The sequence below is a fragment of the Ochrobactrum sp. Marseille-Q0166 genome, assembly GCF_014397025.1.
Classification (GTDB): Bacteria; Pseudomonadota; Alphaproteobacteria; order Rhizobiales; family Rhizobiaceae; genus Brucella.
This window is the reverse complement of sequence record NZ_JACJUO010000001.1, coordinates 2142244-2155099: the sequence shown is the minus strand read 5'-3', so window position 1 is coordinate 2155099 and position 12856 is coordinate 2142244. Positions and strand designations below refer to the sequence as shown.

The window sequence follows — 12856 nt, the reverse complement described above, 5'->3', positions numbered from 1 at the left end:
CTGCTTCTGATTCTCCGCAAGGTCCCTGCCGAGGATGGTGGCGTAAAAGCAGGGGCCTACCGCCCGAAAAAATCAGACGGGGGATATATTCACAACTGTTAGCCCCTACAGAATAGGAGCCGACCAAACACACTAGCTGATGCCGCCTTTGCAGGACCTGCATCATTGCCGCTCAGAGGAGCGATCAATCAAAAAAGCGATAACTGCTTTCCACCCTTTTCAATCGGCTCAAACAGATCATTTCGCAAAGGAACGCGTTTTGAGTTAAAACCAAGATTGCGCGCAGCAATCTCAAAACGGCGGCCAATCTGCCATGCATAGGGACCAGTGCCACGCATGCGTTTCCCCCATTCGGCATCGTAATCCTTCCCGTCGCGCATGGAGCGCACAAGCGACATCACATGACGATAACGATCAGGATAATTGCGCAGCAGCCAGTCTTTGAACAAAGGTGCCACTTCAAGTGGCAGGCGTAACAGAACATAGCCAGCTTCGCGCGCGCCTTGTGCGTAAGCCGCATCAAGAATGCGCTCAATCTCGTGATCATTGATGCCGGGAATGATCGGTCCCATCATAACACTGGTTGGAATGCCCGCTTCGGTGAGTTTGCGAATGGCTTGTAAGCGTAGTGTCGGCGTTGACGCACGCGGTTCCATTGTTCGTGCCAGATTTGCGTCTACAGTTGTGACGGAAAGTGCGACCTTGGCCAGACCTTTTTCGGCCATGCGGCTTAAAATATCGATGTCGCGCACAACCAGAGCAGATTTGGTGACAATACCAACCGGATGATTGGCTGCTTCCAGAACCTCGAGAATTTCGCGCATGATGCGCCACTTTTTCTCGATTGGCTGATAGGGGTCTGTGTTGGTGCCGATAGCGATGGTCTTTGGCTGATAACCGGGCTTGGCGAGCTCGCGTTCAAGCAGGCGCGGTGCGTCTGGCTTGGCAAAAAGCTTTGCCTCAAAATCAAGGCCAGCCGAAAGCCCCATATAGCTGTGTGTCGGACGGGCAAAGCAATAGATGCAGCCGTGCTCGCAACCCCGATAGGGATTAATGGAGCGGTCAAAGCTGATGTCGGGAGAATCGTTGCGTGTGATAATCGTGCGCGGCTTTTCCACCTGAACATCCGTCTTGAAGGCAGGCAAGTCTTCAAGCGTTTCCCAACCATCGTCAAATTCATGACGGGTTGTCGGTTCAAATCGCCCGGTCGGATTGATGCCAGCGCCACGCCCGCGCCTGCGGGAGTGATCAATACGCAGGCCAGCTTCACTGACCAGCGCATTGGCGTGATCTGCGCGTCCTGCTCCGAATGCTGCCTGATCTGCCTGCTGGATGATTTCCATAACCGACTCTTTCGTTTTCGTGATTCATTCTATCGCAGAGAATAGAACAAAGCAAGAACACAAAATATTGAGCCGTTATTTTTGAGCTTCTCCAGAAGCGTATGGGTCGGCGTTCGGGCAATGATGCATTTTAAAACACCGGCGCGATGAAAAGCGCCGGTGCCCTTGTCAAGGTTTGTCAGTTAGTAACGCGGCTGATGCTTTGGTGGCCGTCCCTGATTGTGACCGGGTTTGCCCGGACCGCCGGGACCACCCGGACGCACTGCTGGTGGCCTTCCATGATCCCCTGGGCGACCAGGGCGGTTTGCATTTGGCCTGTCAGGACGTCTCGGACGATGTGTTGCCGGAGGTTTTCCGGGGCGATGTGGCCGATTGTTCCAATGTGGTGGCGGTGGCGGAGGAGGGCGATGCCAGCCATGTTTGTTAGAGCTGAGAATTGCCGCGGCAATCAACGGGATGCCGATCGCAACTGCGGCAGTTCCGAAATTACTGGAATTTCTGGCTGAGCCTTGTGAAAAGGCAAGATAGTTCGATGAAGCCCATCCGAGGCGGCCACCATAATCGACCTGACACCAGTTATAGCCGGTCGTGCAGCCAAGGACATCAATTCCCGCACCGTTCGGGATGGCACCAAGAACCGGATAATTCGTACCGGGCCCGGTGCGGACATTAAGATTGGTTGTCGCTATGGCATTCGCTGCCTGTGCAACGGGTGCTGCAAGCATGGCCGTTGCCAGAACAATCGATGTAAGAGCTACCCTCATCCGCTCACTCCACAAAATGGGTTTGTAACGAAAACGACTAAACCATTTTGCCTGCCGATTTCATACGATATTTTTGGCTTATCATTAATATAGATAGTGGAACTGAATATTTGAGTCCTGAGCTTAAGAAGCCAGCGAAACATGATATGGATAATAATGCTTTCCGTTTTGCTCTTCACAAAAAACTCTGAAAAGGCGCTGGCGCATACATTAGCCGGATTGGTACCTGCCGTTGTCGATGGGCTATTGCGTCGCGTGATTGTCGTGGATCAGGGGTCGCATGACGATACGCGGCTGATGGCCGAGGGGGCAGGTTGCGCCTTTTACGAAAATGTCGACTTGCCAAAGGCATTCGATGACCTTCGAACGGAGTGGCTTCTGATTTTAAAACCCGGGGCTATCCTGCAAGACGGTTGGGAAGATGCCGTTCGGCGGCATATGGAAGGAGGCCAAGCACCCGCGCGCTTTTCATTGCCACAGGAGACTGGCCTTATTGGCAAGCTCTTGGGTGTGAAACCGTCGCTTGATGCGGGGCTTTTGGCACCGGTGTCGGCAATCAGGCCTTTGATCCGGGATAGTGGTATTCCAGCTGTTGCTATAAAGCAGCTCAAACCTGTGCGTCTGTCGCAGAAGATTTTGCCACCAGAAACAACAAAAGGCGGAGCCTGAGTGGCTTCGCCTTTTTGTATTCTACCGGCTGTTGCCGATATTAGTTCTGAAAGCTTGAAGGTGATGCGTCACCAAAGCGATGAGCCGAACCGTCCTGATAGGTCTTCTGACCGATGGAAGCAGTCGCGGTTTTGTCGACCTGCTGCGTTGCAACGGGCGTGCGATCATTTGCATAAAGATCGGCAGGTGTGCCAACATTTGGATTTTCAGCGAATGCAGCACCAGCGCTAAGAGCAACGGCAACAGCAGCAAGAGCAAACTTTTTCATTTTTCTATTCCTTCTTCATCGCCCTTTGGATGGCATCAGTGCTTCCGGGGCACCGGGGTGGCACTTCTGCCATCCACCGGGGAGATAACTGGGAGTGCCGTTCGGAGTAATCCGTCAGGCAGGATTGTTCACTAAGTCAAGCTTAGTTCTGGAAGCTCGATGGGGAAGCATCACCGAAACGATGAGCCGAGCCGTCCATGAGCGAAGACTGACCGATCGAAGCAGTCGCGGTGTGATCAACCTGCTGGGCTGCAACGGGCGTGCGGTCATTTGCATAAAGATCGGCAGGTGTGCCAACATTTGGGTTTTCAGCGAAAGCAGCACCGGCGCTAAGAACAACGGCAACAGTAGCAAGAACAAACTTTTTCATTTTCTATCTCCTTGGTTGTGTGAAGCGGCGATGTGTTCGTCGTTTCGATGACCAAGAAATAGGCCTTTCGATGGGCTGCGCCTAGCCGCCATTTGGTTCACAGATTGTATACATAAAGGTGAACAGTGAAGGGCTGAAACGAGAAATATCTCCCATTTCGGATTTTTAATTCAAGTATATGTGAACAGTATCAAGCGGGGTGCCACGGTTTGCGTTAGCGCATGACGGACTTGGTATGGCTTGAAATTACAAACCAGTCAGGCTTTTGCATCAAAATATGAGAGGCGGCGGTATCGGCGCTTTTTTGATCTTTGAAGATGGCAAAGCAGGTTGCACCGGATCCGGACATTTGCGCGAAAAGCGCACCGTGGCTGCGCAGCAACTCAAGCTTATCGTTGATTTGCGGCGCCAGCCCTAAAGCTGCGGACAGGAGGTCGTTGCGGGTGGTAGCAAGATATTTGCAGATGCTTTCGATATTGCCGCTGACGGGGATTGGGAGCTTTGCATTGTCACGCTTTGTCAACACACGGAAGACGTCGGGCGTGCCAATGGCCGTTCCATCATTGACCAGAAGCAGCGGCAGAGATGGTATTTTGGGTATTGCAGTCAGTTCTTCACCGATGCCACGCGCAACAAGCGGCGCACCAAGGGCAGCACCATGCAGGCACATGGGAAGATCTGCGCCAAGCCTGAGACCGAGTTCAGCCAATGTGTCGAGGTCGAGATCCAGCTGCCATATTTCGTTGAGTGCGAGAAGCGTTGCTGCAGCATCACTTGAACCGCCACCAATGCCTGATGCGACGGGCAAATTCTTCTCAAGGTGAATGGAAACGGGCGCAAGCTTCCGCCCTGTATGCGATCGTAATGCATCCCGCGCTCTGATGACCAGATTGCCGCTATCAAGCGGTATTCCGTCTGCAAAGCGTCCGCCGATGGTGAAATTGTCTTGGCCGGCTATTTCAACTTTGATTTGATCGCCGTAATCGGCGAACACGACCAGCATATCGAGTAAATGATAGCCGTCGTCCCTGCGCCCTGTCACATGCAGCGCGAGATTGATCTTGGCTGGTGCCACACGATGAACAGACGGACGAACCAGAGTGGCAGCCTCAGCAGGATGATGCATTCAAAGGCAAATCAATATCAGTCTTTTTTGACGTAATATTCGCCGGTCTTGGGATCCTGAACCAGAGTGCCATGCGCACGGTTCTGTGCCTCTTTTTCTGCGCGGCGCACGCGCTGGGTCACACGTACCGCTTCGCGCTTAAACGAGCGGTAGCCGTACCAGGCGGCAGCGAGTATCAGCAGCAAAAAGATAAGCTGGGGCATGGCCTCTAATCCTTTAGCATCGGCCAAAAATCGTGATCGATTTTTGGAAAGCACGATGCGTGTTTCAACTAATTAGAGCGACCTTATGCGTTCTAACGCATGCATGGCGCTCCAGGCTTTTGTAATATCCCGAAAGGCATTCGGGATATTGCAGATGAATTCTATGTAGACAGCGCGACACTGATCTACCTGTTTATGCATTATATCATGGTCAAACCATGAATTTCAAAGCCCGTATCGCGCCCAGAGTGCTTTTTCTTCGGCAACCGATAACAAACCATCGCCGAGATTGGCGGCAATAGCAGCAGGATCGAGACCTCCAAGCGCAATTTCGACGCCCGGTGCTTTACGTCCCAGAAACCCGCGTTTGGGTTCGATGAGCTTCAATTTTACCTTGTCGCCATAGGTCTTGCGCAGGAAGCTGCGCATGTCGCCAAGACCATCAACCAGACCCAATTCCTTTCCTTTTGTTCCTGTCCAGAACAGGCCGGTGAAGAGATCTTCGTTATCGGCGAGTTTGCTGCCGCGGCGCTCTTTCACCATGTCGATAAAAGTCGCATGAATTTCAAGTTGAAGCGATTTGAGCCGTTCGATATCGGCTTCTTTTTCAGGTTGGAATGGATCAAGCGTCGCTTTGTTCTGCCCTGCGGTATAAACGCGGCGTTCGACTCCGATTTTTTTGAGAAGTTCCGGGAAACCGAACGAGGCCGAAACAACGCCGATAGAACCAACAATCGAAGAAGGATCGGCGATAATTTCATCACCGGCCAGCGCGATCATATAGCCACCCGATGCAGCAGCATCTTCAACGAACACGAAAACACGCTTCTGATGTTCGTCAGCAAGATCGCGAATCCGGCGATAAATCAGGCGCGATTGCACCGGCGAACCGCCAGGCGAATTGATCGAAATAGCCACCGCAGGCGTTTCCTTGTCGGTAAAGGCCTTCTCGAGGACACCGGAAGCACTTGCGATCGACAGCGACGGGCGCAGCGAAGTGCCACCGCTCATGATGGCGCCGTGCAGGCGCACGACAGGAATTTCAATTTCTTTTTTGCGAAAACGACGCGGAATGAAGCGGCACAAAAACCCGGACAAATTAAACTCCAACTTGAAAAAATCACATTGGAGCGAATGTAGGAAGCAAATGTGTAAACACAAAGAGAAATGCCCGGAATTTCGCTCCGGGCATTGAATATTCTTTATTTTTTTGACTTTGCGAGCATGCGTAACAGGGTGTAGCCGCATATTGCGGACAGGGCTGAACCGGTAAGGACGCCAATTTTTGTCTCGGCCTGCAACAATTCCGACGGATAGGACAGAAGCCCGATGAAGATGCTCATGGTGAAACCGATACCGCAGAGGATCGCGACGCCATAAAGCTGTGCCCAGCTTGCGCCCATCGGCTTTTGCGCAAGCCCCGCTTTGATCGCCAACCATGCGGCACCAAAAACGCCGATCTGCTTGCCGACGAAAAGGCCGAGCATAATGCCAAGCGGCAATGTGTCGAAGATGATCGAAGCTGTCATGCCGCTAAAGGAAATACCGGCATTGGCGAAGCCAAACACGGGTACGATGAAGAAGGCAACCGGCTTGGCCAGCGCATGTTCCAGCGTATGAAGGGGAGAACTCATATCATCCGGTTTCGCTTTGGCGGGTTTAAGCGGGATCATAAGCGCGGCAACAACGCCTGCGACGGTGGCATGCACGCCGGAATTGAATACTAAAAACCATAGAATTGCCGCGCCAATGAGATAAGGCAGCAAGCGGGATATGCCAAGACGGTTCATGATGAACAGAACCGCCGCGGTTGCAAAGGCCGCGCCGAGATAAGGCAAGGAAATTTCGGCGGTATAGAAGATCGCAATGATCACCACGGCTGCCAGATCGTCGAGAATGGCAAGCGTTGCCAGAAAGACTTTGAGACTTGAGGGGACGCGAGATCCGAGCAGCGATAAAACACCAAGCGCAAAAGCAATGTCAGTGGCTGACGGGACAGCCCAGCCGCGCACTTTTTCCGGGTCGCCATAATTGAAGGCGACAAAAATCAGTGCAGGCACGATGACACCACCAGCGGCAGCAATGCCCGGCAGAATGCGATTGGGCCAGCTCGCTAACTGACCGTCGAGAAACTCCCGTTTTATCTCCAGCCCAACCAGCAGGAAGAAGACAGCCATTAATGCATCATTGATCCAGTGCGAAAGACTGAGTGGACCAATATAAAAATGCAGGGCCTCAAAATAGGCTTCGGAAAAAGGTGAGTTTGCAACGATGAGTGCAAGCGCCGCAGCGCCCATCAGTACAATGCCGCCGGCAGATTCGCTGTCCAGAAAACGGCGCATGATGGAGACGGGGCGGGCGGGCTGCGGGCTGGAGGTCATTGTTTTTCTTTTCAGGTTAATTTCGGGGCGTCTACATCGTAGAGCACGAGATTGCGGTCTGTGATGCCAAGTTTTGGCCATTCAGAACGCCACTTCCCTATGTGGTCAGATACGAAGTGTTTGTCCAGTGAAACCCGATCCCGCCAAAGCTCCTTTACATGAATAAGGTTTGGCTCAAGTATATCTTGAGAATAGGTATATTCGATACAACCATCTTCAGTACGGCTTGCTTCAATCATCTTCTGCATGGCAGGCCGCGCTGCATTAAGCTTTTCAGCGGGCAAGCGAATGGTTCCGATGATCAGAAGCATGTCTATCGTCTTCCAGAATATGCTGTTTATTGTTGAACTTGCGCTGGGGGCGCATGAAGCAAAAATTATACTGTTAATCGGTGCTGAGCCTAAAGCAGCGACGTCTGGCCATTATTAATGGCAGTCGCGCGTGCGGTGAAATCATTGCCCTGATCGCCATGCAGGATCAATGGCGGCATAAGCGAAAGCCCTGCACGACTGCCACGGATGCCCGTAATCACGATGCGGATAGCCGCTGCATCGGGGCGGGGCAGGATCGGAATGATCTTCAATCCACCGAAACGACGCTCGAGCGCCTGCAGAATGGGGGCGAGTGAAGCAGGGCGCGCGATGACCGAAACGCCGCCACCGGGCCGCAAAATGGCTGATGCCGTGCGCAGCCATTGGTCGAACATGCCTTCGGGCATGACATGCGCTTCAGCCTTGACGGGATCGGGTGTCGAGCGATCACTCGCCTCGTTGAACGGCGGGTTCATGATGACGTAATCGAAGATGTTATCGATCAGCCCGGCACTGGCCCGCGCTTTGCCCGTCAATGAAACGTCTGCTTCCAGAATTTCGGTGCGCTCACGCAGATCAGCATTCAGAGGATGGTTCACGCTTTTATGCGCGAAATTGAGCATAAAGCCGGAACGCTCGATAAGTGTTACACGTGCTTCTTTACAACGCGCGGCAACAGCCAGACCGGCAGCACCCGCGCCACTGCCAAGATCTGCAAGACGACCTGAGAAGCCGTCGGGCACGCTGCTTGCAAGAATCATCGCATCTACACCGGAGCGATGGCCTTTCATCGCAGGCTGTACGAGATGAAAGGCACCGCGATGAAACACATCCAATGTTTCTTCCACGGTATCCTGCATCCGATTGGCGCCATTATTCGTCATGTTTTTTGAGTTCATGTTCCAGGCCAGCGTCAATCAGATAGCGTCTGGCTTCGTCCAGTCGATCTTCTTCAACAAGAAAACGCCTTGGTATAATGCCGAGCGAACCTTCGAGAATACTCATATTCGTGTCGGCAATGAAGTAAATGATGCCCGCCTCTTTCATGAGAGTCTCGGCAACGGACAACAGGACGGAATCATTTGTGCGCATAAGTTCGATCATTTCAACAATGTGTAATCAATAGACCGCATTGACAACTGCTTCCTTCAATGGTGAACAGGCTCTGAGTAAAAAGCTAGGGCGTTGTGGGGGCTTATAGACGTCTTAAGCATTCTGTTCTGCACAAATAGTGTGGTCGGCAGCTAGGAGTAACGACATTGGGTGTGGTTTTGAATCTTGACGGGAAAGAGAAGCGGGAAGGATCGGTTCAGCCTCTGATCGACCTGACGAAGGCAGACATGGGTCGTGTCAACCAGATGATCCTGTCCCGTGCAGGCTCCGATGTCGAGATGATCCCGGAAGTGGCGAACCATCTCATTTCTTCGGGTGGCAAGCGCCTCCGCCCGATGATGACGCTCGCGACCGCCCGCATGTTTGGTTATGAGGGCGACGGTCATGTCCGTCTCGCGACGTCCGTCGAGTTCATGCATACCGCAACACTTCTGCATGACGATGTCGTCGATGAAAGTGATCTGCGCCGCGGCAAAAGCACGGCGCGCATGATCTGGGGCAACCAGGCGAGCGTTCTGGTCGGTGATTTCCTGCTTGGCCAGGCGTTCAAGATGATGGTTGATGTTGGTTCGCTAGACGCCCTTGATGTTCTTGCAACATCTGCGTCGGTGATCGCTGAAGGCGAAGTGATGCAGCTTGCCGCCGCCAAGAACATGGAAACTTCAGAAGAAGAGTATCTGGCCGTTATCAAGGCCAAGACCGCCGCGTTGTTCTCTGCTGCTGCCGAAGTTGGTCCGATCATTGCTGATGCAAATCCGTCTGATCGTGCTGCCCTTCGCGATTACGGGCTTAATCTTGGCCTCGCATTCCAGCTTGTTGACGATGCGCTTGATTATGGTGGTTCGGCTGCTGATCTTGGCAAGAACACTGGTGATGATTTCCGTGAAGGTAAAATTACGCTGCCGGTGATCCTTAGCTATCGTCGAGGCAATGCCGAAGAACGCGCTTTCTGGAAGCACGCGATTGAAGAAGGCGCAAGTGACGATACGTCGCTGGAAAAAGCCATAGGCTTTATGACAAAGCATGGTGCGATTGCGGAGACGGTTCAGCGCGCGCGTGACTTCGGTGAGATTGCCCGCAATGCCTTGGCACCGTTGCCGGCATCCGCTGAAAAGGATGCGCTGATCGAAGTTATCGACTTCTGCATCAGCCGGGTAAACTAACGCCGTTGTTTAATTTAAAGAAAAGCACCCTTCACGGATGCTTTTGAAAGCATGTCGCCCGAAAGTGGGAACCGGTTTAGGGTTGACGACATGCGGATAAAGAATGAGGAGAAAAGCATCCTTCACGGATGCTTTTCTTGCGCTTGGACCCCAAAAAGGCCATGCTTGCCGTGCCTCTGGACAGAGGGTTTATACGGAATCGGAAAGAGGACTGGGCTTTATGCGGCAGGGATCTAAACGTCGTCCGCTTTACGGATTGCTTCTTCTGGCCTTGGCTGGCGCAGCAATGCCGTTCAATGCGGCAATGGCCAAAACAAGCATAGATCCGGCCCCACAAGTTCGTGCCGGTTCGTTTGCAGGCGCTTATCTCGCTGCGCTCACCGCTGAATCCGATAACAATATTTCTGCGGCTGTCGATTTTTATCGGCAGGCCATGGCTTTTGATCCCGGCAATGATCTCATCAAGCAAAATTTGCTGTTGGCGCTTTTGACGGAAGGCCGCTTCAAAGAAGCATTGCCGATTGCCACAGAATTAAAAGACCAGCCGGAGATTGAACGCTTTGCCCGCGTCGCTTTGGCGATAGATGCGATTTCTAAAAAGCAATATCGCAAGACCGAACCACTGCTGATGCTTTCGGTGCAGTCGGATATGGATGTGTTGGCGACCAGCCTGATGAAGGCCTGGGTCAAGGTTGGACAGGGAAACGCGCAAGAAGCACTCAATGATGTGCTCAATATCAAAGGACCGGAGTGGTATAATCTGTTCCGGACCTATAATGCGGCGATGATCGCAGATGTGGCGGGGCTGAGACAGGACGCGCGTAAGTATTATCAGCAGGCGGTTGACGATCGCGCTGGTGGAAGTGCTGCTCCAGATACGTATGAACGTATCATTATGTCCTATGCCTCGTTCTTGCTGCGTCGTGGCGACAGGGCAGGGGCGATCAAGCTGCTGAAGGATGCAGAAGAGCTTTTGAATGGCCGTATTACGATTACCGCATTGCGTGAAAAACTCGAAGACGGTCAGAGACATCGACGTCTGGTGAATAATGCGCAGCAGGGTGTTGGCGAAGTGCTTTATACGCTTGGCACGGCGATCAACCGTGGCGGTGCGGAAGCTTTTGCCAAGCTGTATCTGCAAATGTCGCTGCCGCTTCGCCCTGATAACGATGCAACGCTTTATCAACTGGGCGATATTTCAGCCAAGCTGCGTCAGCCGGATAAGGCTGTTGAATATTATGGCCGTGTGCCGGAGTGGTCGCCTTACCGGCGCGATGCCGAAATGCAGCGCGCATTGAACCTTGCCGAAAACGAGAAGACCGGCGATGCGATCACGCAGCTCAAGACTTTGTTAAAACGCGACAAGACTGATTTGCGCACCTATCTTGCCCTTGGCGGTGTGTATGCGCAGGGCAAGAATTTCGCGGATGCTGCAAAAATCTATGATGTAGCCGTGCAGCAAATTGAGAAGCCGGAGCGTAAGGATTGGCCGGTTTTCTATCAGCGCGGCATTGCGCATGAGCGACTGAAAGAATGGGATCAGGCCGAGCCGAACTTCAGAAAGGCGCTGGAGCTTTTCCCCAACCAGCCGCAGGTGCTGAATTATCTTGGATATTCATGGGTTGATCGGGGTGAAAATCTCGAAGAAGCTTTGAACATGATCAAGCAGGCTGTCGAGTTGCGTCCACAGGATGGCTATATCGTCGACTCACTGGGTTGGGCTTATTATAAACTTGGCCGTTATCCAGAGGCTGTTGTCGAGCTTGAAAAGGCTGTGAAACTTCGCCCGGAAGACCCAACGATCAATGACCACCTTGGCGATGCCTATTGGCGCACTGGCCGTCAGCTGGAAGCGACATTCCAGTGGAACCATGCCATTGCAGGCAAGCCAGAACCGGAAGAGCTGGTCAAGATCGAGGAAAAGCTGAAAAATGGTCTCGCTCCTGACCCGAACCCTTCGGAGGCTCGGGTTCAGGATAAGAAGCCAGAGCAGACACAGGCGCCTGAAAGCAAAACAGAATAAATTTAAAGCCCGGAAATTTGATCGATTTCCGGGTTTTCTATTTGTATATGCCGACATAGCGCTATTCAGCGATCAAATGTCATGCTTGACCGTGGCAGGCTGACAAATTAGACCGAGCCAATCATTTCAATAACAAGGCCTGACCCCGTGTCCAGTACGTTGCCAGCACATATGCACCCCACCCGTTCCTTTCAGGGTCTCATCCTGACGCTCCATAACTATTGGGCGGAACATGGTTGCGCTATTTTGCAGCCTTACGACATGGAAGTGGGGGCGGGTACGTTCCACCCGGCAACGACATTGCGTTCGCTTGGGCCGAAGCCGTGGAAAGCTGCCTATGTGCAGCCATCGCGCCGCCCGAAGGATGGTCGCTATGGTGAAAATCCAAACCGCTTGCAGCATTATTACCAGTATCAGGTAATCATTAAGCCATCGCCGCCAAACCTTCAGGATCTCTATCTTGGTTCGTTGCGCGCTATCGGCCTTGATCCGACGCTGCATGACGTGCGCTTTGTGGAAGACGACTGGGAAAGCCCGACGCTTGGCGCGTGGGGCCTTGGTTGGGAATGCTGGTGCGACGGCATGGAAGTGTCGCAGTTCACTTATTTTCAGCAGGTTTGCGGCATTGAATGCTCGCCGGTTGCAGGTGAGCTGACCTATGGTCTTGAACGCCTCGCCATGTATGTGCAGGGCGTGGACAATGTCTATGACCTCAACTTCAATGGTCTCGAAGGCGATGAAAAAGTCACCTATGGTGATGTCTTCTTGCAGGCCGAGCAGGAATATTCCCGCTACAATTTCGAAATGGCGAATACAGAAATCCTGCATCAGCATTTTATCGATGCAGAGCGTGAATGCGAAGCGATTTTGAAGGCAGGTGCACCACAAGAGGCGGGGAGTGCCGCAGGCACGACAGGGAATGTACACAAGTGCGTGTTCCCGGCCTATGACCAGTGCATCAAGGCATCGCACGTCTTCAATCTGATGGATGCGCGCGGCGTGATCTCGGTCACGGAACGCCAGAGCTATATTCTGCGCGTTCGCAATCTCGCGCGTCAGTGCGGCGAAGCGTTTTTGTTGACGGATGCCGGTGGTTTTAATCTCAAGCGTGAGGGCGAGTAA

General features: G+C 52.8%; 15 protein-coding genes. 4 read left to right on the top strand and 11 right to left on the bottom strand.

Annotated elements, in window-relative coordinates; genetic code table 11:
- Positions 1 to 188: 188 nt before the first annotated feature.
- Positions 189 to 1343: a PA0069 family radical SAM protein gene (locus H5024_RS10360; protein WP_187546153.1), complete on the bottom strand. Its 1155-nt coding sequence runs from the start codon at positions 1341 to 1343 to the stop codon at positions 189 to 191.
- A 182-nt stretch (positions 1344 to 1525) separates the two neighbouring features.
- A complete protein-coding gene (locus H5024_RS10355; RefSeq protein ID WP_187546151.1) occupies positions 1526 to 2107 on the bottom strand; it encodes an SH3 domain-containing protein in 582 nt (193 codons plus the stop codon).
- A 156-nt stretch (positions 2108 to 2263) separates the two neighbouring features.
- On the opposite strand from H5024_RS10355, the gene H5024_RS10350 reads away from it, so the two are divergent.
- Positions 2264 to 2776, top strand: a complete 513-nt coding sequence (locus tag H5024_RS10350) for a glycosyl transferase (protein ID WP_187546149.1) — start codon at positions 2264 to 2266, stop codon at positions 2774 to 2776.
- A gap of 40 nt (positions 2777 to 2816) precedes the next feature.
- Here H5024_RS10350 and H5024_RS10345 read toward each other — a convergent pair whose 3' ends face one another.
- From H5024_RS10345 to H5024_RS10305, 9 genes are all read right to left on the bottom strand, one after another.
- Entirely contained in the window at positions 2817 to 3044 is a 228-nt protein-coding gene (locus H5024_RS10345) for a hypothetical protein (protein WP_187546147.1), read from the bottom strand.
- Between the two features lie 142 nt (positions 3045 to 3186).
- Positions 3187 to 3414, bottom strand: a complete 228-nt coding sequence (locus tag H5024_RS10340; RefSeq protein ID WP_187546145.1) for a hypothetical protein — start codon at positions 3412 to 3414, stop codon at positions 3187 to 3189.
- Positions 3415 to 3628: 214 nt separating this feature from the next.
- Positions 3629 to 4540, bottom strand: coding sequence for a 4-(cytidine 5'-diphospho)-2-C-methyl-D-erythritol kinase (locus H5024_RS10335; protein ID WP_187546142.1), 912 nt, complete (start codon positions 4538 to 4540; stop codon positions 3629 to 3631).
- A gap of 17 nt (positions 4541 to 4557) precedes the next feature.
- Positions 4558 to 4743, bottom strand: coding sequence for a hypothetical protein (locus tag H5024_RS10330; RefSeq protein WP_007873680.1), 186 nt, complete (start codon positions 4741 to 4743; stop codon positions 4558 to 4560).
- Between the two features lie 225 nt (positions 4744 to 4968).
- Positions 4969 to 5841 carry a S49 family peptidase gene (locus tag H5024_RS10325; protein ID WP_187546139.1) on the bottom strand — a complete coding sequence of 291 codons (873 nt, stop codon included), beginning with the start codon at positions 5839 to 5841 and terminating at the stop codon, positions 4969 to 4971.
- Positions 5842 to 5945: 104 nt separating this feature from the next.
- Complete coding sequence (gene nhaA / locus H5024_RS10320) at positions 5946 to 7124, bottom strand: Na+/H+ antiporter NhaA (RefSeq protein ID WP_187546137.1); 1179 nt, start codon at positions 7122 to 7124, stop codon at positions 5946 to 5948.
- 11 nt (positions 7125 to 7135) lie between these two features.
- Positions 7136 to 7435: a putative quinol monooxygenase gene (locus H5024_RS10315; RefSeq protein ID WP_187546134.1), complete on the bottom strand. Its 300-nt coding sequence runs from the start codon at positions 7433 to 7435 to the stop codon at positions 7136 to 7138.
- 89 nt (positions 7436 to 7524) lie between these two features.
- Positions 7525 to 8319, bottom strand: coding sequence for a methyltransferase (locus H5024_RS10310; RefSeq protein ID WP_247875229.1), 795 nt, complete (start codon positions 8317 to 8319; stop codon positions 7525 to 7527).
- Positions 8309 to 8539 carry a DUF2007 domain-containing protein gene (locus H5024_RS10305; protein ID WP_187546131.1) on the bottom strand — a complete coding sequence of 77 codons (231 nt, stop codon included), beginning with the start codon at positions 8537 to 8539 and terminating at the stop codon, positions 8309 to 8311. Before H5024_RS10305 ends, H5024_RS10310 begins: the two co-directional genes overlap by 11 nt.
- A gap of 155 nt (positions 8540 to 8694) precedes the next feature.
- On the opposite strand from H5024_RS10305, the gene H5024_RS10300 reads away from it, so the two are divergent.
- The 3 genes from H5024_RS10300 (at position 8695) to H5024_RS10290 (ending at position 12856) form a co-directional block, all read left to right on the top strand.
- The gene (locus H5024_RS10300) at positions 8695 to 9711 is read left to right on the top strand and encodes a polyprenyl synthetase family protein (RefSeq protein ID WP_187546129.1); all 1017 of its coding nucleotides are present in this window, start codon (positions 8695 to 8697) and stop codon (positions 9709 to 9711) included.
- 220 nt (positions 9712 to 9931) lie between these two features.
- Complete coding sequence (locus H5024_RS10295) at positions 9932 to 11734, top strand: tetratricopeptide repeat protein (RefSeq protein WP_187546126.1); 1803 nt, start codon at positions 9932 to 9934, stop codon at positions 11732 to 11734.
- A 171-nt stretch (positions 11735 to 11905) separates the two neighbouring features.
- Positions 11906 to 12856, top strand: coding sequence for a glycine--tRNA ligase subunit alpha (locus tag H5024_RS10290; RefSeq protein WP_187546766.1), 951 nt, complete (start codon positions 11906 to 11908; stop codon positions 12854 to 12856).